The following is a 22185-nucleotide window of genomic DNA, read 5'->3' as shown; positions in this document are numbered from 1 at the left end:
GCTCTGAGCTGCGAGGAAGGACGCAAGCGTTTCGGCCGCTATGAGGGCCGCCTAATGTGGTTCCGCAACACGCGCCCGTTGGCAGGGCTCTCGCGCGTGCCCAGATTTTACGATAAAAGTTCCGCTCAGAAGTTTACCACGTTTCGGCAGCACTCTCGCTCATGAGCGCTCTTTGCCCCACGACAACTAACCCGGGTCGCCCCCACCTCAGGTATGCAGGCTCTCGCGTTCGAAAGGTTCGCCATATCTGTTGGTGGTGCTTTCGCTCGCCGCGAACCACCTCCCAGTCGGGGAGGAGTGAAACGCGCCGGGGCCGCAGCGACCGGATGCTTCCCGTCGCGAGCTTTCCTCGGCTGGCATTTGGTCGGACGCTGCCTAGGTTTGTTGATCCTCGAAAACTCCCTGCTAGGCTCGATCCGCTGGCCGTCTTCGAGGTAAAAGCCATTTTCTCGGCAGTGACTCTCCACCCGTGCCGTGGATCCGTGCCGGGCCGGTGCAGTCGCACCCTGCTCTTGGCGGTGGGCAGGCAACCTCCGGCATGTCCGGGGGGAACGCGCCAGAGGCCAAAGCGTGTTTGGGACGTCGAACGCGGGCACGTTGGCCTCAATGCTCAACCAGCATAGTGGTTAATGAGCGAGCGAATCCTTACGCCTTGAGAGTGGCTGCAACATTTCGGAATTTATCCCTCGCCCGAGTCAGTTCATGCTTGACATTTATGTTCCCTTTTTGTTCACTACTGCATTGCCGTAGGGGCCGAGCGCTAGGCTCGTGCCGATCATCGCAGCCCCATAAAGACGCGGGATGGGAACGATGTACTTCGATGCCGAGGCAAAGCCGAGCTGCACTCTGAAGCCGTGAAGCTTATCACCTGCTACGATAGCCCGCTTGAGACCGTAAAGGCGCTGACCTATTACGAGCTAGAGACTCATACACTCGCCATAGCCCCACAGGCATCCGGGGATAATTTCCATTGGCTACGATGATACGCCCCTGCCGTGAGATGACTGACGTGGAGATTGCGAAGTGTTCCACTCCCGCCCTACGGCTCGGTTAGCGCGGTTGGACGAAACTATCCTCTGAGGAAGCTTGTCCTGACGAACTCGCGGCGTTCCACACGGCAGGGCAAGGGAGGACGAAGTTGCCCAAAAACGGCCGGATGCGACTGGTATTACGTCCCTCGCGCGACCTCGGCAGGGTGAATCGTTCCCCGCGTGACAGGAGTGCTTTTGAGCCATGCATGACTTTATCGCTTTCATTCAAAGCAACTCTGCGCTGGTGGCGGCTAACCCGCTGGCCTTTGCTACGTCTGCCGTATTGTTCGGCGGCGGCGGATTTGCCGTTGGGCGCTATTTCCTTGCGGAGCGCATTGCCAATCTGGAAAGCCGGATTGCGAGGCGCGACGAGGAGATCACCGACCTGACGGCCAGGCAGAAAGCACCGGAGCCGGAAAACCCTGTGCCTCTATTCGAGATGACAGAAATTCTTCCCCCTGCGCCGCTCAACTTCAACCGGCTGTTGGTCCAGCGGAAAGACACCCTCCACGTCAAATAATTTACCAACAGAAAGCACCCAGGCTGATCGTAGTCACGGCCTTCGACCGTCACGAGACCGGCGACCTCCAACCCGTCGACCGGCAGAGCAGCCGACTGGACAGAGCGATACGTGCTGCGAGGAAACTGGTGGGCAAGCATGCTGGCGTCATTGCGCGGTCGTGCGAGACTAAACCCTTCCGTGGGTGAATATGGCGAGCCGACGAGTCTGTTTGTGGGTGGCGGCGTGCCGGACATGGAATATCGTTCGCTTAGCTTGGGAGATCAAACATGCATGAGGACATGGTTGGCAGCTACTTCGAATGCGTTCCCGTGATTGATGGGGTTGGCATCTCGTCGGCGAGTACGGCAATGCAAACGCGCATTGCGGAATCCCATCTCGTGTGGATTGCCGGACAACGAAAAGATCCCGACAAGAATTGCCAACCCCTACTCCACGATCTTCCAATATGAGTCCTTGCGGATCACCTTTCCATCGCGAAACGTGTAGAAGTCACAACCTTGAACTTCCTTTTTTACGCCCTCGCGGGTTGTTCCGGTGAGGGTCCATTTCGACATGCCGGTGTTGGCAGCATCGTCCGCAAAGTGCTGCCCATTGCCGTAATGCACATCGGGCAAACCCTCAAAGCGTGTCGCAAGCGCGTCTCTTACGCTGCGCTTGCCCTCGCAGCGCGTTCCCCAAGGCTCGGCCCCCCTTGGCATCTCCAGAACGCAGTCCTCAGCAAAGAACGCCATAATGCGATCGAGATCGTGCGCGTTGAAGGCCTTACATAGCTCCTGTAATGTGGCTCGAATGTCCATTCGCGAACGCCTCCTCGAAGTCGAAGTAGGTCACTGGCGGCGGATCCGGTCAAGTGTCCAGCGAGACTCCCTGGCCATCACCGCGATAGAGCGCGGCTTCCGCTCCTCACCCCTTCTTGGCGAACGCCCAGACCATCAGCGGGTATTCGTCGTCGTTACTGAGATCCCGCCGCAGTCCGTAGGCGCGAACGGGGCCACCAATATGGGCCCTGGCGCAGGCCTTGTTGCCCCAGCCGTGAACCTTGACGTTGGCTTCGGGGAAGCCGCCCTCGAGCATCAGCTGTTTGAGGCCGGCAGGCGTCCATCTGTTGTAGTCGTGCGGTTTGGCGTGCACGCGAAACAGGAAGGGCGTCGCCACCATCGCCCAACCACCGGGTCGGGTCATGGCGTGGATGTTTTCCACCGCCGCCTGCGGCCGGCGCACATGTTCCAGCACCTGATCGGCGATGACGATGGAATATTGCTCGTCGGTGCGATCCCTGCAGATGTCGAAAGCGGGGAAATCGACCGAGCGGTAATTGGGGCACATCGCCCGCCAATAGCGGTTCCAGCCGGGCGAAATCTCGATCACGTCGGAGGATTTACGGTTGCTGGCTTCGAGAAAGAGGGTGAACGCCTCGATCTGGCGGATGCGCAGCCAGTTGCGGGAATCGTAGCCAAGCAGCCGCTTGGCTGCCTGTGTGCCCCGATTTTTCAGGGTGCCGGCAAGGCTCTCAGTCATAATGACCTCCAGAACCCCGCCGCCCTTGCTGGTAGCACTATGTTATGGGCAAAAAATGACAACGTAGCGCCGCCTCCGGCGGCGCGATCACAAAAATGTACGACCAGGGCTACTCCGCACAGGGAGCTTCCGTTCCCATTTCCCACTTAGGACAGTGGATGAGCAGACTACCCTCTGCTCAATAATCGCCGTTGTAGTACCTGTCGTCGCACGGTGCCGTGTAGATGCGGCCGCGGCGGTCTTGGTAGCGGCACATCTGTTCGCCGCGCCGTTGCGGTGTAGTGGCCGAGCCGACGACGGCGCCGAGCAGGGCGCCGCCGGCAGCGCCGATGAGCGTGCTTTCGGTGTTGCCACCGATGGCCTGACCGACGAGGGCGCCGCCAGCGCCGCCGATCAGAGCGCCAGTTCCGGCACGTTGCTGGCCTTCGGTCTGCGCGCACCCTGCCAATGCTGCGGTCATCAGCACGGCGGCTATGACTTTGTGCAAGTTCATGTGAAGTCTCCCTTAAAGGCCTGATATCCCTATAGCTTGCCACGTGCGGCCGCAATGCGGCGGAACGGGGGCACGAGCCCTCACGATAAAAGACATGGTTTCTCGGGCGTTGATAGAAACCCTGCCTGTCCGTTTGGGTCCTCCAGTTCCATGCCAACAAGGCTTCATTCGATACAAAGTGTCGGTCAATGTGTAACGGAATTGAAGCCTCATGCCGCTAGGGTTGCCGGCTCAAGCGGACGTTCAATGTGCCTTTAGGCCTGAATGATGGAACAGGCGCACACAGCCCCTCGACCTGCTGTAGACGCACAACGCGTGCGCGCGGCTCAGTACGTGCGAATGTCCACAGACCTCCAGAGTTTCTCGATCGACAATCAGAAGGATGCAATTCGTGAATTCGCGGCTGCGATGAACTACGACATCGTAGCCACATATGAGGACGCGGGTCGCAGCGGCTTGAGCCTTGAAGGTCGCGCCGGCTTGCAAAGGCTGTTGGCGGACGTGGAGGCGAAGATAGCGGATTTCGAAATCGTCATCGTCTACGACGTGAGTCGCTGGGGGCGATTCCAGAACCCCGATGAGAGTGCGTCGTACGAGTACCGGTGCCGTGCTGCCGGCGTGCGGATTGAATACTGTGGAGAACAGTTTGCAAACGATGGCAGCATCGGGTCAGACCTGCTCAAGGCGATAAAGCGCAGCATGGCTGCAGAGCACAGTCGAGTGTTGTCGGTCAAGGTGTTTGCCGGCCAGTGCAGGCTCATTCGAATGGGATACCGGCAAGGAGGGTCGTCCGGCCTGGGTCTGAGGCGCCAGCTTATCGACCAGCATGGGCGCACAAAGACCATGCTCGCTCTCAAAGAGCAGAAGAGCCTCCAGACGGATCGGGTGATCCTCGTGCCTGGACCAGCTGATGAAATCACGACGGTGCGCTGGATCTATAATGAATACGTGAAGGCTGGCCGGACCGAGCTCCAGATTGCGCGGTCGTTGAATGCCAAGGGCGTGGTCACCGATCTCAATCGATCGTGGAAACGCCACTCCATTCATCAGATACTCAGCAACGAAAAATATGTGGGCAACAATGTCTGGAACCGACAGTCTTTCAAGCTCAAGCAAAGGAAGGTGACCAATGACACTGCCCAATTGGTGCGCGCTGATGGCGTCTTTGAACCCATTGTAGACCGCAGACTTTTCGAACGGGCTCAAGTCATAGCCGACGCCCGCTCATCTAAGATGAGCAACGGTCAGATGTTGGTTGTGCTCGCCGAACTTCTGAAGAGGCGCGGCACCCTTTCGGGCCCGATGATTGACGCGGCGGCTGACTGTCCGCCAAGCAGCCGCTACAGGAAAAAATTCGGCAGTCTGCTGCGAGCCTACAAGCTCGTTGGACACGATCCGTCCCAGAACTATCGTTTTCTTGATATCAGAAGGCGGCTTCGGGAGATCTTGGAAGAAATCGTCCAAACGATAGTCGCGACCATTGAGCGGGCGGGCGGGTCTGCGGTGCGTCAGAGCGGTCTCGGCGTGCTTCGCGTCAACGAGGAATTCACCGTATCCATTGCGATGGGCCGCTGTCGCAACACGCCGTACGGCTATCCTCATTGGGTGGCCTCTGCGGAGCGAGGCCCCACTGCGGACCTGAAGGTAGCCATTCGCATGAGCCCGGATAACCAGACGATCCTCGATTACTTGATTGCGCCAGCAAATGAGATTGGCGGAAAGCCCTTAAACCACGCCTTGAACAAAAGACTGGAATTCAACACTTTCTTCTTCAAATCGCTGGATCCGCTGTTCGCCTTGGCTGAACGCGATGCCGTCGCGGTCGCCCGCTGATGGTCACCGCCAAAAGACCAATCTTGCTCCTACGCCTCGACGAGATCAAGATTACCAACCCGCGTGCGCGAGGCAAAAAGTCCTTCCAGGAGATCGTCGACAGCATCAAGAGCGTCGGCCTGAAGCGCCCCATAACAGTGACCAAGAGAGATGTCTACGAAAGCGCTTTCACGCACGACCTGGTGTGTGGTCAGGGGCGGATCGAGGCCTTCAGGCTGCTTGGCCAGACCGAGATTCCCGCGTTTGTGATAGAGGCAACCAAGACCGAGGCGCTGGTCAAAGGGTTGGTGGAAAATTGTGCTCGCCGGTATCACACCGCTTATGACCTTCTTCGCGACATCGGGCGGCTGAAAGAAAACAACTATTCGGACGCCGACATCGCAGCAAAGATCGGTCTTTCGACCGAATATGTCAGAGGGGTTGCACGCCTGCTGTCGCAAGGCGAACAGCGGCTTCTGCGGGCAGTCGACTCAGGCCAGATTCCGCTGTCGGTAGCAGTCGATATTTCCACCGCCGACGAGCCCGGGATCCAGGCCGTTCTTCAGCTTGCCTATCAAAAAAACCAGCTGCGTGGTCATAAGCTTGTGATAGCGCGCCGCTTGATTGAGAACCGCCGCAGGCGCGGAAAAGGCCTGGGAACGTTACTGCCAGAACGCACGAAAAATCCTTCAGCGTCAGCGCTGATCAAGGCTTTCAAAGCGGACACTGACAGGAAACGCATTCTGGTCCGGAAAGCGGATGCAACGCGAAACCGCCTGCTGTTTGTCACCCACGCCTTGCGGCAGCTCTTGGCAGAAGAGGCATTCCAGGACCTTCTTGCGGCGGAAGGACTGGACACCCTTCCACGAAACCTGGCGGCCCGGATCAGCAGGGTTGAGCCCGCATGACCACAAAGCGTCCTACCCTTCCGGACGTAAAATCCGCTTTTGAGCGCGATACAATCTGCCTTCGGCTTGAAGACATCCAGCCGCTTCACCTGATCGCCGAAAGCGCCAGGGAAACCCCAAAATACCAACAGGTCAGGTCGTCCGTTCGCGAGATCGGACTGGTGGAACTGCCCGTTGTGGCAAGGGACAAGGATACGCCGGGAAAGTACCTCTTGGTCGACGGCCACATGCGCATCGAGATCTTGCACGAGATGGGCGCCACTGAGGTTGATTGTCTGGTCGCCAATGATGACGAGGCATTCACCTACAACAAACGGGTAAGCCGGCTCGCCACCATCCAGGAACACTTCATGATCCTGAAGGCCATCGACAGCGGCGTCCCTGAAGAGACCATCGCCAGGACCCTGAATGTCAATATTGCCCAAATCAGGCTTAAAAAGCATCTGCTGAAAGGGATATGCCCGGAAGCGATCGACATGCTCAAGGACCGCTTCGTTCCGACCAACACGTTTATCGAACTGCGAAAGCTGGCAGCCGTCCGTCAGATCGAGGCGGCGCAACTAATGATTGCCATGAACAAGTTCTCGATCAACTACGCAAAATCCCTGGTGGGCGCGACCTCGCCCTCCCAGCTTGCCGATACGTCGCAGCCGAAAAAGCTAGCCGGACTGAGCGATGCGCAGATCGCTTTGATGGAGAACGAATCAGCCAAACTCGATAAGGAATACCGGCTTGTCGAGGAGAGCTACGGATCTGACCACCTGGATCTGGTGGTGGCCACTGGATATCTCAGCCGGCTGCTGGAGAACGCGCGTGTTGTTCGATATCTCGCGCAGAGTTTCCCGGAAATCCTTTCTGAATTTCAGAAAATGACCACTTCTGTCCAAACGCCTGTCTGATTTCTGCGAAGAGGGCATTCCCACTGACAACATCAGCAATCCGCCCGATATGGATGACGCCTGCTTGCCGCTGGTTTTCCAAGTGGTCTTGGCAAGTGCCTCAACTTGGGGCGCGCGGCCTGATAACCGGGCGCGCCGTTCGACGGCACCTACTTGCCGCCCGTACGGCGTTTCAATCGAGGATGCCGGCCTTTCGCAGATTCACCAGGAGTCTGGCAGGGGCATCATTGTAGCTGATGGACCACTGCTCGGCCATGCTCAGCGAGCACAAGGCCGCTATTTTGGCAATCCATCGGCTGGCGCGCTGCGGGCCGAGGCGCAAACCTGCAGAGGATGTCGTAGGCGTTCAAAGTCGTGCTGAGCTGATGGCTTGCCCTGGGCACTGTAGACGACGTGTTCGGGAGCACCCTGGCCAGCGTAATCTGCACAAAGGAGGCACGAACGGCGCTCGGAGGCAACATCCTGAACTTTGAAAACGGATGGGTTGGATTTCCCTCTCGGCCTACTGGCACTCAGTCATCCGGGGGCTCTACCTGCTGGTCGTGGTGCTGCTACAGGCGCGGCTGACCGGAAGGCGCGGCAGCTGGCCCGGAACAAGAAGTGGCGTATGAGCGCCGCAAGGTCCAATCGCCAATTGCCGTTTGTGGTATCTGATCGTTTGCCGAAGAAACCAAGCGGATTCTCCTCCTCGATACGCAAGTCGCAGAAAGCTGGTCCCGGGTTCCACACGAGCGTCCGGAAAATGCTGCGGCACCAGTAGTCGTTGCGCCGCATTACCCGCCACCCAACTTAGCAGCCTTGTGCCTTCAGGGACCGGACCATGCGCACGACAACAGGGTCATATGGTTTCTTTTCGGACTTCCTGTAATTCATCGTGAAAAGAGCGGCGCGGTCGCCGCAGACCATGATTGCGCGGACATAGCGAATCTCGCCATTCTTGACTCCCGAGTAGCTGGCCCACCTGGGGGCTATGCGTCGATAGGTCAGTCGCCAACCGGCCCTTTCGTCCTCGATCATGCGATGCTCAATCTCGGCGCGAAAACTGGCTTTGCCCAATTGTGCGCCCCAAACGACTAGGAACGCTTCTCTCGGCCCCTGAAAAGCCGCTCCCTGATCCGAATGCTGGCTCAGCACGAAACCCGGAGGAATATCGAATGTAAAGCCAAGCTGCCGGACGCCGAAGGGCTGCCATGCTTCGGCCTGAAGCAACGTGCTGCAAAAGAGACAAACTGTAAGGCCCAGCAAGAAGCGTCGCATCCCTCTGATTTAGCGTCCGCTAACATGGCGTCCAGACGGACATCGTCCGTGACGTAAAAAATTCCGCTCAAAGCCAAGCTGACCTGCGCGGGGATCGAGGAAGAGGCGAGTCGTACAACCCTAAATTCGTAATCCGAAATTCCTGCCCCGTCCCGCCACATCGGCCAGATCGCTGATGGGACAGGCGGGTAATCCCTAGCTAAACTGTGACCCCTGCCCGCTGCCGAGAGGTGGCGGGCGTCTTTGAATTGACGGGCGCCAAGCCTCCACGCAACGGTCCGCTTGTTAGGGCAGCACCCACCCCCCAATATGCCTGCCCTTTCAGGAGCCCGCTACCGTGATGGTGGCGGGCTTTGGGGCGCCACCCGCTCCGCCAAACAAATTGGCGTTGAACCATTTAGCACTCTGGGTTTAAGGCACGTGCAAAGCGGCGAGCGTAGGCAACTCGAAGTTGCTGATACATGCTGATGAGGCATCTGATTTCCTCACGTGGTAGGAAGCCCACATCGGCTGTTGATCTTCCGCCATTTGCGCAATGGAGAGGTCTCGCTAAATGCCATTGGCGACAATTTGCAAATTCGGCAGTCGTCGCTTTCAACGCATCTCCGCAAGTTGCGAAGGCTCCGTTTGGTTTGGACCCGCCGGGATAGCCAACGGGTTTACTACCGGCCCGGACGTGGCGCCCATCCACAATCGGCAGATTGTGGTGCTCCGCCCGGATGATTGGGTGGCATGGATTCACCTCACGAAACCCGAGCTGGAGCTGTTGAATGGCCTGCCGGCCGGCTCGTTGGCGGTAGAAACCGTGCGACAAGGAAGCGAGTAGCACAGATGCCCGTGCGTTTTGCGCGAACCCGGAAGATTCGTGGCTGCATCGCTGCGGCTATTGTGACTCCTCGAGATCGCGGCTCTCGCCAAAGCATCAGCACCTCGTTGTCACTGATTGCCGAGTGGCCACTTCAGCCATCAGCGACGCTTGGCTCGTCGGTGCGCACGAAAGGTATCGAGCGTGAAATACGTGCCCGCCTGCCATGGGCGGTGAGGAGGTACATCAAAGCCGAGACTGGTCGCATGACATTGCGGATGCGCGAAGACGATGCCGAAGAGTTCGAGGCCGCCTCGAACAAGATCGCCAAGATGCTGGAAACCATCGAAGTACTCCCGGTCCTGCCGCGCGAGGCCGAGGACATCCTCGCGATCTCTTCGCGTGAGCGTCACAAGTGGCTGAAAGACGGACGGCTGCAAAGCATTGGCACCCGCACCGTGAAGATGCGCGGTCGATCCAAGGCCGTCACCTTCCACGTGTTCGATCCCAAGCACATCGAGGACATCCTTGATCGTGATCTGCCAAGCCTTTGGCGCGAAGAGGACGCGCAGCAAGTTACAGAGAACAGGCGACGCGGTGCCGGCAAGGCTGCCCTGACGCGGGCGGGAAAGGGTAGCGAGAAGGTTCGCGGTGCCGGGAATAATTCCAGAGATGACGCTCCCGGGCCTAAGTTGAAGGGCTGGGACGCGTTCGACGACGAGGGCCTGCTCCGTTAGATCGTCTTGAAAGAGCGAACCGTTCGGAAAAGACAGGGTGTCGGCTTACTCGGAAGGCCGGCTTCGCAAGCAAGCTGCCGGCAATATCAATCCTGGTTTTGATCGCCAGAGACCCGACATTTTCCACACCACCAGGGTCTTTACCGCCAGTTTTCCGAGCGGCCGCGCGATGTTGTCCGCTGTCACTTTCCTTAGGCTTGGAGCTTTGCTGGCCAAGGCAAATCCTGATCGCCGGGTGAAAGGGTATTTCGTTGCCCTGGCCGTGTTCCTGACCATCATGGTCGGAATGAGCCGGATATATCTCGGCGTTCACTACCCCACAGATGTACTTGCGGGATGGTGCGTCGGATCAGCTTGGGCAATCTTTTGCTGGTCGGGGGCCCTTTGTATCGAACAGCGGCGCGGGTCCTGATCCGCCCCTGGACTTGCTGTCGCACGACCTTGTATTCGTGCAAGATCACCAACTCCGCGACACGAGACCGCTATCCCGCGGCCGGCCATTTGCGAGATTGGGCGAAGGATTCTAAAGCCTTAGCGCCCATCGGGCGGCCGAGCGCGTAGCCCTGCAGCAGGTCGCAGCCGAGCTCTTTCAAGATGCGCGCATGCTCCATCGTCTCGACGCCCTCGGCAACCACTTCGATGCCGAGCGATTTGCCGATCTCGATGATGGATGACACCAGGCGCCGTTGCGGCAGCGAGCCGGTGATGGGTGTGATCAGTTGGCGATCAATCTTCAGTCGGCGCGGCTGAAGCTTGAGCAAACTGACGATCGAGGCGTAGCCGGTGCCGAAATCGTCTATCTCAATGTCGATGCCGAGGTCCTTGATGTGCTCGATGTTCCAGGCGACGAGGTCGTCATTCTCATCGAGGAAGATGGACTCGACCAGTTCGAAGGAGACCATCCCTTCGCGGATGTTGAGCTTGCGAAGACCATCGATCAGGTCCTTGTCCTCGAGCCGGCGTGCCGAGACGTTGACCGAAACGCGTGGAATGTTGAGGTGCTGAAGCTGCCAGCACTCAAAGTCAGCCAGCGCCGCTTTGAGGACCGTTCGGTCGATCAGGGCGACAACGTTCAGTTCCTCCGCGACCTTCAGGAAGACGTCGGGCGTCAGGATGCCGCGCGTCGGGTGCTGCCAGCGGGCCAAGGCCTCCACGCCGACGATTTCCAATGTGCCGGCGTCAAACTGCGGCTGGTAGAAGACGATGAATTCGTTGCGCTCGAGGCCGCCCAGGATCTCGTCGGCGGTCCGCTTGGTTTCCACGATTTCGCTTTGCAGCTCCTCGTTGAAGAACTCGTAGCGGTTCCGGCCTGAGCTCTTTGCCCGGTAGAGGGCGAGATCGGCGTTGACCAGCAGCTGCCTTGCGTCGAGCCCCTCGCCCGTATTCGCCGCAACGCCGATGCTGACGCCGAACCGGCACTGGTGGCCACGAAAATTGACGGGTTGCCGCATCTCTTCGATGATGCGGTCGGCTAGTGCGGCGAGCTCGGGATCGTCGCGCCCGCCGCAAATGACCACGAACTCGTCGCCGCCAATGCGCGCGACGAAGTCGGCGGCTCCGGCATTTGCCTTGATGACCTTCGAGGCATGCATCAACATGGCGTCGCCGGCCGCATGCCCCAGCGTGTCGTTGATCTGCTTGAAGCGGTCAAGGTCCAAATGCAGGAGCGCGGTTCGTTCTCCTCGACGCGCGCTCGTCGCCAGCATTTCGTCGAGATAGCGGCGGTTCGGCAGCCCGGTGAGCGAGTCGTGCAGCGCCACATGTTCGATGCGCCCCTTGGCCACTTCAAGCTCAGCGTTCCTCAGTTCGGACAGCTGTCTTTCTCGTACGAGGTTTTCGTTGAGCACGACGTCGCTCGTGACGTCCCATTCAGCGCCGATCATCTTGGGCGTGTCGTTGCGGCCCTGGAAATAGGTCGCACGCGCGCGCACATGCCGGATCTCACCATTCGGGTGGACAATCCGGTACTGCGAGGAATAGGGGCCCTTTACCGCCGCCGCGGCATCGAAATCCTGCTGCGCCCGTTCGATGTCGTGCGGATGAATCGCTGAGGCCCAGTCATCATAGCCGCGTGGCTTCCGGTCAGCCGGCCTGCCGTAGATTTCGTTGACGCGGTCGTCCCACACCAGCTCGTTGGTGGCGATGTTGTGCTCCCAGACACCGATTCCCGACGCATCCAGCGCGAGCTCCAGGCGACCGGACAATCGCCTGAGCTCGGCGAAGTTTTTCTGCCTTTCGCCGAACAGCCGCCCCGCAACGAGAATGGGCAGAACGACGAGCGCACCGGCCAATGCCATGATGGCCCGCAAGGCCCAGGGATTCTTCGCTGATGCGGCCCAGCCACCTCTGGGGATGGCGGCGATCTGCCAGGAACCGGAGGGCAGATGCACCTCTGCGGTCACCGGGTCGGCACGCGTGACGCGCTCGCCACCAAAGAAGCGATCACCCGTCCCGCCAAGGCCGTCCTTGCCGGTCAGGGCGATTTCGATGTCGAGATCGGCGTCAAAAAGGCCGCTTGCCTTGTAGAGGCGCTCAACGTCAACAACGACGGAGACGATGCCCCAGAAGCGCTCGCCACCCCCCGCCGTCTTTACGAAGACCGGAAAGCGGCCGATGAAGCCTTGGCCGCCCTGCGCCAGGTCGACTGGACCGGCCAGCACGGGCACCCGCAGGTCGCGCGCCCGGAGCGCGGCGGTGCGTTGGGCATTGTTCTTGCGGTAATCGAGGCCGATGGCCTTCTCGTTGCCAGGCATTGGATACATCAGCGAGATAACGAGGTCCGGCGCGCCGGCGATGTTGCGCAGCTGAGATTCCTGCTCGAACAGGTTGCTGGCCAGGGCCGCAAACCTCTGTTGCCCCATATAGGGTTCGGTCACGATCGCCGAAACCAGACCCCGCGTAAGCTGGAGATTGCCGTTGATGTTGCCTTCCAGCTTGGCCCTTATGATGTTAACCTTGGCCGAGACGTCGGCGCGCGCCAATTGGTCTGAAACGATCCTGTTTTCCCGGTCCGCCAACACGGCGCAGATCACAAGCACCACAAAAGCGATCGCCGCCGGCAGGTTCGCTGAAGACAAAACGGAGTGTCTCAACCGGCTGAGACTGGATGCGGTGTTGGCCAATTGACCCAAATACCTTTCTCGGGCAATACCCCTGGGCCGAGCCTAGCCGAAAGTACTTAAATTTGGTTTTCCACCAAGCCCGGTAATTTAGCATTAGGTGGCGCTCTCAAGGAGTTCAGGAGTCGAGCTTGGCGTCCGCAGACAGCGGCACCCTTGGAGCAGCGCTCCGCGACGAGCATTCCCCAACCGCGCGAACGAGCCAGACGAGGCGCTTTCTGGGTGCATTGATGGCGGAATGGCAATTTTCTGGCGCGGCCGGCAGCTTGGGAGCGGGTCGTCGGCCCCCGGCGCGCTCACTTCCGATATCGCGCCATGATTGCGCTCAGCCAGCTGAACAGGCTGATTTCCTCCAGTCGCCCATCTAGTTCCTGAATGGCGGTGCGCAGCGTGATCTCCACCAGATCATCTGCAGCCTCAACGGATTGCGCTCGATAGGAGCGGGCGACAAATCTGAGCACTGCTATCAGGCGTGGATCTGTTACGTCGCAACATTCATCTGCCGCAAAATGGGCAATCTTTCGGATATTGCTTTGTTCGGCATGAATGATGCGGTCAAGCTACTCGAACTTACCCTCGGTGAGGAGAAAGAGACCGACGAAGTTTGACGCAGCTACCTAACTAGGCAGGAGCTAGACCAAAGCCATTGGTAAATATCGAATTACAACCTGCTCCTGGCGGAACCGCCGCTCCAGTTCCAAACGCCGCCTTCGCCAATCGTGCAGATCGACTTCTTCAGTCATGACCTCGAAGATGACAATCTCGTCTGCGCCATCCCGCCACACGCCTTCCGCGGGCGCCCGCAAATAGGCGGTGACTCCGTCGAAGCGAAGCGCGAGTTCCTCCTTTACCCGGTCGAACTCTTCCTTGGCGAAGGGCTTTCCCTCGTTGTCGGCGCGAGGAAGCAGTATCTGGATGAGATGCATGTTTACCCCTAACCTCGCAATGCGTGGTCTGAGACCTGCGGCTTGGACCACGCAGGCAAGCTCCCTTTTTCATCTCTGGCCTATCGCCGATGATCCTCCTTCGCGTCGACGGGGATCTGGTAGGTCGATGAATTGGCTCATCACGAGCTGGAACAGCCGTCCAGCCCCCTGCGAGCATTGCGCAAGTCCTACCTCGTTGCTCCTGGCGGGTATCAGGAAGCACGACGACTGCTCGGAGCCAACACCGCCTTCAAGCCATCGCCTGTGGCCCCTCGCTTCAGACGTCGGGCAGGCCGAGGTACAAACCTGTCGACTTAACGCCGGTCCTGGTCTCCTCCGCGATGGAAAAAGGATTGGAGTTCCTGCATGTCGACGCTTTCATCGCCGTCCTCGTCGACAGCGTTGAAGATCCGCCCGATGAAATCCTGAACCTCCGTCCGCGACAGCGTACCATCACCGTCGGTGTCCATGATGGCGAACATGATTCTCATTTTGGCACCCTGCATCATATCGGCTCCGGCCCTGCGGCCATGCCTCATAGGTGCCACATCACGATCGCCCGTTCCGTCGTCTTGAAGCGTTGGGCCGCTATGTCGCCAATCCGGCCCGGGGTCTCGGTCCTTTATTGATCTCTCCTGCAGCATCTCATCCATCATCTCGCGCATCATTTGGCGCATGGCTTGCTGGTTCTGTCCGGCTTCGCCGGCGGTGCGATCCTGGGCTGGTGGCGGAGGTTTGGGAGCATCCCCCGATTGAGCAAAGACTGACGAGGCGAGCATGGCGAACGCGGCGGCCAAAACCGCAGTTCTGACAGGTCGTGTCATTGGGTTCTCCTTTGTGATTGCCACGCCGACCACCCGGCGTATCGACCCAACCAGCAGCTCGGTTCATGGTTCCTGAGCTTGGACGAAAACGGGCACATCTCCGATCATGCGAGCAAAACCCTGCTGTCTTTGTCGCAATTTTTGAACCTTACAGTCACTTATCCGCTGCGCAGATTTCCCGGGGAGCGACAAAGATCGGCCTGCGTTCCCTTCGCCGAACGGCTCGAACCACATTCGGTGCGTAGATCCCGGTCCGACCCCGGAGTCCGGCTAAAAGGATCCAGTCCAAGTCGCGGCAGTGGCATCGTCTCGGGCCGCGACCGCTCTCTTGCCCCCTGGCGATAGAGACGTGCGGAGCGGGCAACGAAGATGACGCTACGGTCCAGCAACCTGACGGCCGAGATGGGCACGAAGCAGTTGGATGTTGCGATTGTTAGCCTTATAGTACACGTCGAAGATCGATCCGAGGATGGGCACACTTCCCAAGACAGTATCAAACAGCACGTTGGCCAACATCCGAGCAACCAACAGGTTTCCAGCGCCGCATTTGCGGGCTCGCAGGACAATGTAGGCCGAAACCAACCCGGTTGCTGTGTCGCCCAGCACGGGCACCAGGCCTACCAGCGCATCCAATCCGAACCGAATGGACGTTCCCGGGATGCGCCAGCGCGAATCAAGCAGTACTGACAAGATGTCGAGCTCGGCAATTGCTTTGGCAGTCTGGCAATCCGCAATAGGCTTTTCGCGTGTCTCTGCATTTCCGACTGGCTTTGCTCGCTCGATCCAATCTCCTCGGTTTCGCACTGCCCTTTCCAGTCCGCTTCCATCACCTGGACTTAACTTTGTTTCGGCCGGGAAGGCACGTCGTCGAGCAGGTTGGGCTGGTCTGAGGCATTTGTTTGCTGGTCTGCTGGAAGGGTACCGTCTGGGGTCATCTGGTTAACCGCATCGGGCAGGTCCCTGGTTATCCTTGCAATCAGCTCCTCGCGCGAGAGGCCGGTCTGGCTGGAAAGGGCCTCGAGCGTCTGCGCGTCAATGGCTGTTTCCACCTCGTGCGGCTCGATTGGCTGGTTCGGCCCAGTGCCAACCCAAGAGTCCACCTTGGAGCCGGCGCCTGCATTTCGAAAGCGATCGAGAATATCGCCGAGTGCGGTGCCGGATACGCTCTTCGAGACCTGCTCCAATATCCCACCCTGGGGATTGTTGGGGCCGCGCTCTGCCGCTCCGCGGATCACCTCTGCGATCTTGTCGCGGTTTTGATACGCCAGGACCCCCAGCATAGCGATCGCAAGTCTTCCTAGATTGGCCACTCTTTCCTCCTGTGGTTTCGAACATGGAGAAGGTCTCGGCCTGCCGAAAGTTCCGCGATTGGCCGGTAATATCAGGGTGGAGTTGGGAAGCGCGGTCGTTCCTATCCCACACGTATCGCGCTTGCCCGCGGGAGACCGAGGGTTCGGAACGGTAGACAATCGATCTGGTGTTTAAAGGTTCAGCTTTGCCCGTAGTGCATCTATGCGCTTGGAGGCCTCAGCCTTGCTGAGGTTGTCCGCAAAGCTTTGCTGATCCTGTGCCTGCTCACAGAGCGTTTTCAGATAAGACGCCTGCGACGGGGTCATCGGGTCGTCACCACTCACCCACTCGTCGGGATCTCTCTCGACGTTTGCATCGGTTTTTGCGCGCAAGTCTTCCATTGCAATCTCCTGTCGTAGCAGTGAGGAATGCGCTTGATCTCCTTTTGTTCCTCCTGATGTTGGCTTTGGCGCGGTGGAGCGTAGCCGGGCATTGCAATCGCTGCATGGTAATCGATCGAGCCGGGCGACAGCCTCTGTGCTGGGACGTGTCGCGAAGCGCCTGGTCACGCATCGCATGATGGCAGGCCTCAGACCCGTCGGTTTTAAATGAAGGGTCGCCGGAGAAGCAGGGCTCCGCGGCGTCCGTGCTTGTCGATTTCCGACCGCCTCCTATTTCACTCTTGAGCTTAATCCACGCTGCACGAGGTCCAATCTAGGTTGGCGTCGACGCACTGCGAGGCTTCCAATCTGATGTGACGCGGAAAGCAGTACGGCGCCGGCACCCCCCACGCACGAGTTTGATTGGATGCCGGCGGAACTGAACGCAAGCGACAGTGTTGGGTGGGGCCGTGCAACTGCTTCGAAACAAGTAAGGAAAATCTTTGCAGGGCTCCCCAGAGAATCCGAAGAGCCTGGTTGCCACTCCCGCCTCGAGTGGCTTCGAGCAATCATGGGCGCGGTCATGCTTAGACCACGCCTCAAGTTTCGACGGCAAGGTCGCTCCCGATTCCGGCTCCCGCTCCCCACCCGGCCAACGCCAACCATTAGTGGGTTCCCTCCAGCCTCGTGCTGACGATCAAACTATCTACGCGTTCTTGCACGTTTTCTCCGGAACTCGCCGCCCAAGCGAAATTGACGCGCGGCCGGTGCTGGAATGTCGAGGTTTCATGAACGCCAAGTGCAGTGCGACCGATCGCGAGTTTAGGGCGTCCGATCCAGCTACCAAGCACAGCGCGTTAGACCGCTCCATGCCAGGTTTGGGGCGATGAAGGCCCTCGTAGCGGGCGCAACTGGTCTGATTGGCACTGCGCTATGCGCGCGGCTCAACCAGGAAGGCCACGAGATCTATCGGATCGTTCGCCCTGGCCGATCGCACCCTTGGGCAGGCAGCCGGGAGATAGTTTTGGATGTCGCGCGAGCTTTAGATCCGGCAGACTGGCAGCCGCATCTGTTAGGGATGGACGCCGTCGTCAACTGCGTCGGCGTGCTTCAAGACGGTCCGCATGATGACCCAGACGCGGTTCACCGCAGCGCGCCAGAAGCGTTGTTCAGGGCATGCGCGCAAACTGGTGTCACGAAAGTCATCCATTTTTCCGCAATTGGGGTGGACCGCCTACAACCCTCGCCTTTTTCGACTAGCAAGCTAGCGGGCGATGAAGTGCTAACGACCCTTGACCTTGACTGGATCATCCTGCGACCCTCTGTCGTACTTGGACGGCCCGTCTACGGCGCGAGCGCGCTGTTTCGCGGGTTGGCCGCTTTGCCACTCCTCCCCCTAATGCCAAATACCGGCCGCCTCCAGGTCGTCCAACTCGAAGACGTCGTGGCCACGGTCATCTTTTTTCTCCGCCCCGACAGTCCATCGCGGCTAGCACTGGAGTTGGCCGGACCGGAGACACTCTCGATGAGTGACGTCATCGGCCAGTATCGTCGCTGGTTCGGCTGGAGAAAGGCTCGAGAGTTCACCATCCCGGACTGGGCGGCCAGCTTGCTCTACGGCGCGGGCGATCTGGCGGGCATGCTCGGGTGGCGACCAGCGATGCGGACCAATGCCGCGAAGGAGATCACGAGAGGTGCGACGGGCGACCCTCAGCCTTGGATTCGCACGACCGGGCTCCGACCGTCGAGCCTGTCGAACGCACTTGCCACCAACCCCGCGACGGTACAGGAACGCTGGTTTGCTCGCCTCTATTTCATCAAGCCAGCGATTTTCGTCGTGCTTCCTTTCTTCTGGATCATGACTGGCATCATCTCGCTCACGAGCGGCTGGCGTAGCGGCGTCGAGCTTCTGATCACCACGGCGGTCAGCGCACTTGCCCAGCCGGCAGTCGTGGCCGGCGCGCTTGCCGACATTGCGGTCGGGACGCTGATTGCCTGGCGACCAACTGCCAGCCTGGGACTTTGGGGCGCGATCGGCATCTCGTTTTTCTATGCCGTTTGCGGCACGATCTTGCGCCCGGACCTTTGGAACGAGCCGCTCGGGCCGCTGATGAAGATCCTGCCAATCCTTGTCATGCACTTTGTCGCGCTGGCGGTCCTGGAGGAGCGCTGAATGGTCTACTTCCTGCTGAAATTCCTCCACATCGTCGGCGCCGCCGTGCTACTCGGCACGGGCGCTGGTATCGCGTTCTTCATGCTGCTCGCGCATCGGACAGGCAACGCCGCGACAATTGCCGCAGTGGCCCGCATCGTCGTCATCGCGGATTTCCTGTTCACCGCCACGGCCGTTGTTGCGCAGCCTGTGACGGGTGCCGCGCTCGCCTGGCAAGCTGGTTATTCGCTGTGGGAGGGCTGGATCGTCCTGTCAATTGGGCTCTACATCGTGACGGGTCTTTTTTGGCTTCCAGTCGTTTGGATGCAGATGGCGATGCGGGATCTCGCGACTCAGGCGGCGGCCGCCGCCGGCCAGCCTCCAACCGAGCGCTATTATCGTTTGTTCCGCCTATGGTTCATCTTCGGCTTTCCCGCATTCGCAGCCGTCATCGCTATTTTCTGGCTGATGATCACGCGACCCGTCATCGAATGGATCTAACGCTACGGCCATTTGAGAAGTCGCGCCTTCGCCGTTTGCCCTCGGTCTCGCTTCATCGGCCTGCCACCTATGAGCTGATGCTGCGCGGACTCGCCGCTACGCGCCCGATGCAAAGCGGCTTGCGGAGCGCATACAAGCGCCTCGTGCTGGCAAACATGCGTGGGCAGCGCTCAACGCTCTCGCCTAGCTGACACGCAACATCGAACCGGCAGGCGCCAGAAGATTTAAATTAGTGCCGAGGTTTTCCCACTTCTCCGCGGCCACTACACAACTCCCCGAAACGGGATCCGCGCAAGGCATCTCGCGAGGGGCGTTGTTTGCCCAGGATAGCCGACATGAGTTAGCCGCCTGCGTAGTCAACCACCCAGCCCGTTGAGGACAAGTCGACCCGTATCACCTAACCGCTTGCCTGGTCGGCCGGCAAGTGCCACTCGCTTAGCACCAAGGCCACTTGAGCATTCATAGCTTTTACCTGGTAATAGCAAAAGCACGACAGCCCCTAGGCGATGCTTGCCGTTCGATTGCGCCGATGATCCTTTTTACGGTGAACGTTGGGTGATACCAGTCGCATTCGGCCGAGGTAGCCAAGCACGCTCCGCTCGGGTGCACTTCTTCTCGTCGGGGCAGCTTCGCAGGCCGCCTATTTTCTTTCCCCTTCAGCGCTCTCACCTGACGGGCGAGGAGGCACGCCATCGTGGATTTCGACATTTGCATGCAGAATGGAACGTTGCCCTAGCCGATCGGTCTTTAGACGAGCCGTCTTCGCTTCGCGGGCTTTGCGCTCCGCATCGATGACGACGCGAGATTCCCGGTCAGTACGTTCGTGCCTGAGCTTATCGACCTTACGTGGCATATCGGTCCCTTAAAACGGTCGCCGCGCCCCATCAGGCGCCCAACCCGCTGTGGTCGTTTAGGTTCCAAACGAAGGCGCCGGCCGCCTTTGCCCATCGCAGTGGGCCCGCCTCACTAGCGAGGGAAGCGAGCCCGGCCAGGTATTGGGGCGCCCGACAATGGAATCCAGAGCGGGGTGCGGCTAGCTGTTGCGCACGGGGTGCTGGAGCGCGCGGGGCTGCTTCAAGGCGTCAACATGAGCTTGCCTTCTCCTCCGATTTCGCTCGGCCCCCAGGAGCTCTTCCTCCCCGATGAGACCGTTCAGGAAAAGCTTCAGGATATGAGACGCAAGCGCCTGCGCCTGTGGGCTATCAAGCGAAAGATCTTTCTCTGTGCAGGCGGTCCGGCATACGCGGGCGAGCATGCCCAATTCGTCGGGCATGACGACTCGACCAGGAAACAACATGGTTTCCTCCTTCTCAAAAAACGTGAATTGGACGCCAATACATGACTCCGCCTGCACCTCCAGTCATTAAGAAATGACAGCGCGGGCAACTTGGTCCGAAATGGTACAGTCTTTCCTCGGAAGCGCGAAGGGTGAAACGGCCAGTGGCCGTTGCCGCAAGGTTGCGATCTGGTCCAGCCGTGGTGCCCTGATCTCGAGGCGGGGTTACGAAGCGCGGTGTGCGCGATGAAGGGCTTATCGCGCAAGCCAAAACGCCGCCAAGACCAGGCCGCCAAGAGGCCAGGACGCAGCAGAAGGACGCGAAAGGCTACGGGCAATCCCTCTGTGGCGCCTGTTCCCCAAGGCCGGCGTGCTGCGACGGGGCGGAGCCCGTTCAGGCGGGCCCTCACTGGCCCCCGCTCCGGAGGACGAGCCTTTCTCGGCGGAATGTCTAGCCTGGATCATGATCAGTTGAGGCAAGTTCGCCGGACTTGCGGAAGGCATGGCGAGGATCAAGGTCCTTGTGCAATTTATGCTGCACCGCAGCAACCAACCTGAAAGCATAGCGTTCCGTTGGTTGGTCCGCTTTGGATTGACGCAAAAGGATGCCAACATGAGAAGTCTCGCCGACACCGTTGCACGCTTGGCTGCTCGGCAAAAGCAGATCGACGGCGTCTTGAATGGTCACGACGAAAACCACCGCTTTTCCCAACTTCAGGAATTCGGGTCAAATCCCGGACACTTGCGAGGCTGGACATATCGTCCCAAGGACCTTGCAGCGCATGCCCCTCTGGTCGTCGTTCTCCATGGCTGCACGCAGTCGGCTGCATCTTATGACCGCGGCGCCGGCTGGTCGAGGATGGCGGACCGCAATGGCTTTGCCTTGCTCCTTCCAGAGCAGCGGCGCAGCAACAATGCCAACCTTTGTTTCAACTGGTTTATCCCAGAGGACACCCGACGGGGCTCGGGTGAGGCACTTTCGATCCGCCAAATGATAGAGGCCGTGGTCACCGCCCACGACATGGACCGCACCAGGATCTTTATCACCGGACTTTCCGCTGGCGGGGCAATGGCCGCCGCCATGCTAGCGATTTATCCGGAAGTCTTTGCGGGCGGGGCCGTCATAGCTGGTCTACCCTATGGCAGCGCCAGCAGCCTGCCACAGGCCTTCGACCGGATGCGAGGTCGCAGCGGCCCAACCGCGAGGCGATTGGCGGCGACCGTCCAGCAAGCTTCCGGTCATTCCGGATCCTGGCCGAAACTCTCCGTCTGGCATGGAAGCGCCGACACAACAGTCAGCCCGGTCAACTCCGATCAACTCGTCGGGCAGTGGCTCACATTGCTGGGGCAGAGTGGATCCCAACCCGAGACCGAGGAGCGTCAGGGCTATCGCCATGACGTCTGGAAGGATGCTGCTAACGAGGAAGTCATCGAATCGTACCTTATCCAAGGCATGGGGCACGGGACACCTGTGGACTCCGCAGACGGATTGGGGCACGGCGGATCCTTTATGATCGACACCGGCATCTCCTCCACCTCGCTGATCTCCCGATTCTGGGGGCTAGAAGATGCGAGCTTCGAGGGCCAGTCGCCAAATGCGCATCTGCCAGCAACATTGGCAGTTGCGCACCCGCCGTTCGAACCGCGCGGCGGTCCGGCCGCAGGGCCTGGTCAGCTTATCGAAAGCGCTCTTCGCGCTGCGGGCTTGATGAAATAGGTCACGGCGAGACTTTG

General features: G+C 59.5%; 20 protein-coding genes and 3 pseudogenes. 13 read left to right on the top strand and 10 right to left on the bottom strand.

The window, feature by feature from the left end; translation table 11 throughout:
* Positions 1–1233: 1233 nt before the first annotated feature.
* Entirely contained in the window at positions 1234–1551 is a 318-nt protein-coding gene (locus tag LB558_RS32045) for a hypothetical protein (protein ID WP_224701296.1), read from the top strand.
* Between the two features lie 428 nt (positions 1552–1979).
* Here LB558_RS32045 and LB558_RS32035 read toward each other — a convergent pair whose 3' ends face one another.
* From LB558_RS32035 to LB558_RS32025, 3 genes are all read right to left on the bottom strand, one after another.
* Positions 1980–2351, bottom strand: coding sequence for a nuclear transport factor 2 family protein (locus LB558_RS32035; RefSeq protein ID WP_224701294.1), 372 nt, complete (start codon positions 2349–2351; stop codon positions 1980–1982).
* A gap of 106 nt (positions 2352–2457) precedes the next feature.
* Positions 2458–3072 carry a class I SAM-dependent methyltransferase gene (locus LB558_RS32030; RefSeq protein ID WP_224701292.1) on the bottom strand — a complete coding sequence of 205 codons (615 nt, stop codon included), beginning with the start codon at positions 3070–3072 and terminating at the stop codon, positions 2458–2460.
* Positions 3073–3250: 178 nt separating this feature from the next.
* Positions 3251–3565, bottom strand: coding sequence for a glycine zipper 2TM domain-containing protein (locus LB558_RS32025; protein WP_224701290.1), 315 nt, complete (start codon positions 3563–3565; stop codon positions 3251–3253).
* 264 nt (positions 3566–3829) lie between these two features.
* On the opposite strand from LB558_RS32025, the gene LB558_RS32020 reads away from it, so the two are divergent.
* The 4 genes and pseudogenes from LB558_RS32020 to LB558_RS32005 form a co-directional block, all read left to right on the top strand.
* Positions 3830–5398 (top strand): recombinase family protein, encoded by a 1569-nt coding sequence (locus LB558_RS32020; RefSeq protein WP_318011691.1) that lies wholly within the window; start codon positions 3830–3832, stop codon positions 5396–5398.
* On the top strand, positions 5398–6285 hold the full coding sequence (locus tag LB558_RS32015) for a plasmid partitioning protein RepB C-terminal domain-containing protein (RefSeq protein ID WP_224701286.1): 888 nt from the start codon (positions 5398–5400) through the stop codon (positions 6283–6285). The genes LB558_RS32020 and LB558_RS32015 overlap by 1 nt, the downstream gene beginning before the upstream one ends.
* Complete coding sequence (locus tag LB558_RS32010; RefSeq protein ID WP_224701284.1) at positions 6282–7184, top strand: plasmid partitioning protein RepB C-terminal domain-containing protein; 903 nt, start codon at positions 6282–6284, stop codon at positions 7182–7184. Before LB558_RS32015 ends, LB558_RS32010 begins: the two co-directional genes overlap by 4 nt.
* A gap of 399 nt (positions 7185–7583) precedes the next feature.
* Positions 7584–7795 (top strand): annotated as a pseudogene (locus LB558_RS32005) (hypothetical protein); the annotation flags it as partial.
* Positions 7796–7973: 178 nt separating this feature from the next.
* On the opposite strand, the gene LB558_RS32000 reads toward LB558_RS32005, so the two are convergent.
* The gene (locus LB558_RS32000; protein WP_224701282.1) at positions 7974–8429 is read right to left on the bottom strand and encodes a hypothetical protein; all 456 of its coding nucleotides are present in this window, start codon (positions 8427–8429) and stop codon (positions 7974–7976) included.
* A 501-nt stretch (positions 8430–8930) separates the two neighbouring features.
* Here LB558_RS32000 and LB558_RS33285 point away from each other — a divergent pair.
* The 4 genes and pseudogenes from LB558_RS33285 to LB558_RS31980 form a co-directional block, all read left to right on the top strand.
* The gene (locus LB558_RS33285; protein ID WP_224701280.1) at positions 8931–9164 is read left to right on the top strand and encodes a metalloregulator ArsR/SmtB family transcription factor; all 234 of its coding nucleotides are present in this window, start codon (positions 8931–8933) and stop codon (positions 9162–9164) included.
* Positions 9109–9267, top strand: a pseudogene (locus LB558_RS31990) (SOS response-associated peptidase); the annotation flags it as partial. The gene LB558_RS33285 and the pseudogene LB558_RS31990, both read left to right, overlap by 56 nt.
* A gap of 5 nt (positions 9268–9272) precedes the next feature.
* Positions 9273–9983, top strand: coding sequence for a hypothetical protein (locus LB558_RS31985; protein ID WP_224701270.1), 711 nt, complete (start codon positions 9273–9275; stop codon positions 9981–9983).
* A gap of 97 nt (positions 9984–10080) precedes the next feature.
* Positions 10081–10395, top strand: a pseudogene (locus tag LB558_RS31980) (phosphatase PAP2 family protein); the annotation flags it as partial.
* Positions 10396–10465: 70 nt separating this feature from the next.
* Here LB558_RS31980 and LB558_RS31975 read toward each other — a convergent pair.
* From LB558_RS31975 to LB558_RS31950, 6 genes are all read right to left on the bottom strand, one after another.
* Positions 10466–13075 carry an EAL domain-containing protein gene (locus LB558_RS31975; RefSeq protein WP_224701306.1) on the bottom strand — a complete coding sequence of 870 codons (2610 nt, stop codon included), beginning with the start codon at positions 13073–13075 and terminating at the stop codon, positions 10466–10468.
* Between the two features lie 659 nt (positions 13076–13734).
* Positions 13735–14028, bottom strand: coding sequence for a hypothetical protein (locus tag LB558_RS31970; RefSeq protein ID WP_224701268.1), 294 nt, complete (start codon positions 14026–14028; stop codon positions 13735–13737).
* Between the two features lie 314 nt (positions 14029–14342).
* Positions 14343–14852 carry an EF-hand domain-containing protein gene (locus tag LB558_RS31965; RefSeq protein WP_224701266.1) on the bottom strand — a complete coding sequence of 170 codons (510 nt, stop codon included), beginning with the start codon at positions 14850–14852 and terminating at the stop codon, positions 14343–14345.
* 375 nt (positions 14853–15227) lie between these two features.
* Positions 15228–15656, bottom strand: a complete 429-nt coding sequence (locus LB558_RS33090; RefSeq protein ID WP_224701264.1) for a DUF4112 domain-containing protein — start codon at positions 15654–15656, stop codon at positions 15228–15230.
* Between the two features lie 32 nt (positions 15657–15688).
* Positions 15689–16162, bottom strand: coding sequence for a YidB family protein (locus LB558_RS31955; protein ID WP_224701262.1), 474 nt, complete (start codon positions 16160–16162; stop codon positions 15689–15691).
* Positions 16163–16333: 171 nt separating this feature from the next.
* Complete coding sequence (locus LB558_RS31950) at positions 16334–16543, bottom strand: DUF3072 domain-containing protein (RefSeq protein ID WP_224701261.1); 210 nt, start codon at positions 16541–16543, stop codon at positions 16334–16336.
* Between the two features lie 865 nt (positions 16544–17408).
* On the opposite strand from LB558_RS31950, the gene LB558_RS31945 reads away from it, so the two are divergent.
* The 4 genes from LB558_RS31945 to LB558_RS31930 all read left to right on the top strand — a co-directional run bounded on the left by LB558_RS31945 (position 17409) and on the right by LB558_RS31930 (position 22168).
* Entirely contained in the window at positions 17409–18695 is a 1287-nt protein-coding gene (locus LB558_RS31945; RefSeq protein WP_224701259.1) for an SDR family oxidoreductase, read from the top strand.
* Positions 18696–19175: a DUF2269 family protein gene (locus LB558_RS31940; protein ID WP_224701257.1), complete on the top strand. Its 480-nt coding sequence runs from the start codon at positions 18696–18698 to the stop codon at positions 19173–19175.
* 1087 nt (positions 19176–20262) lie between these two features.
* A complete protein-coding gene (locus tag LB558_RS31935) occupies positions 20263–20517 on the top strand; it encodes a hypothetical protein (protein ID WP_224701255.1) in 255 nt (84 codons plus the stop codon).
* A 547-nt stretch (positions 20518–21064) separates the two neighbouring features.
* Positions 21065–22168 (top strand): alpha/beta hydrolase family esterase, encoded by a 1104-nt coding sequence (locus LB558_RS31930; RefSeq protein WP_224701304.1) that lies wholly within the window; start codon positions 21065–21067, stop codon positions 22166–22168.
* Positions 22169–22185: the final 17 nt, after the last annotated feature.

Origin of the sequence: Mesorhizobium sp. CO1-1-8 (genome assembly GCF_020164875.1) — a bacterium.
GTDB lineage: Bacteria > Pseudomonadota > Alphaproteobacteria > Rhizobiales > Rhizobiaceae > Mesorhizobium.
The sequence above is the reverse complement of the archived record's forward strand: the minus strand, read 5'-3'. Positions and strand labels throughout refer to the sequence as shown.

Bases quoted from the DNA above. Each gene is read 5' to 3' on its own strand.
- LB558_RS32045 (WP_224701296.1), top strand. From the start codon at position 1,234: ATGCATGACTTTATCGCTTTCATTCAAAGCAACTCTGCGCTGGTGGCG.
- LB558_RS32035 (WP_224701294.1), bottom strand. From the start codon at position 2,351: ATGGACATTCGAGCCACATTACAGGAGCTATGTAAGGCCTTCAACGCG.
- LB558_RS32030 (WP_224701292.1), bottom strand. From the start codon at position 3,072: ATGACTGAGAGCCTTGCCGGCACCCTGAAAAATCGGGGCACACAGGCA.
- LB558_RS32025 (WP_224701290.1), bottom strand. From the start codon at position 3,565: ATGAACTTGCACAAAGTCATAGCCGCCGTGCTGATGACCGCAGCATTG.
- LB558_RS32020 (WP_318011691.1), top strand. From the start codon at position 3,830: ATGATGGAACAGGCGCACACAGCCCCTCGACCTGCTGTAGACGCACAA.
- LB558_RS32015 (WP_224701286.1), top strand. From the start codon at position 5,398: ATGGTCACCGCCAAAAGACCAATCTTGCTCCTACGCCTCGACGAGATC.
- LB558_RS32010 (WP_224701284.1), top strand. From the start codon at position 6,282: ATGACCACAAAGCGTCCTACCCTTCCGGACGTAAAATCCGCTTTTGAG.
- LB558_RS31985 (WP_224701270.1), top strand. From the start codon at position 9,273: ATGCCCGTGCGTTTTGCGCGAACCCGGAAGATTCGTGGCTGCATCGCT.
- LB558_RS31970 (WP_224701268.1), bottom strand. From the start codon at position 14,028: ATGCATCTCATCCAGATACTGCTTCCTCGCGCCGACAACGAGGGAAAG.
- LB558_RS31965 (WP_224701266.1), bottom strand. From the start codon at position 14,852: ATGACACGACCTGTCAGAACTGCGGTTTTGGCCGCCGCGTTCGCCATG.
- LB558_RS31950 (WP_224701261.1), bottom strand. From the start codon at position 16,543: ATGGAAGACTTGCGCGCAAAAACCGATGCAAACGTCGAGAGAGATCCC.
- LB558_RS31945 (WP_224701259.1), top strand. From the start codon at position 17,409: ATGAAGGCCCTCGTAGCGGGCGCAACTGGTCTGATTGGCACTGCGCTA.
- LB558_RS31940 (WP_224701257.1), top strand. From the start codon at position 18,696: ATGGTCTACTTCCTGCTGAAATTCCTCCACATCGTCGGCGCCGCCGTG.
- LB558_RS31935 (WP_224701255.1), top strand. From the start codon at position 20,263: ATGAGCTTGCCTTCTCCTCCGATTTCGCTCGGCCCCCAGGAGCTCTTC.
- LB558_RS31930 (WP_224701304.1), top strand. From the start codon at position 21,065: ATGAGAAGTCTCGCCGACACCGTTGCACGCTTGGCTGCTCGGCAAAAG.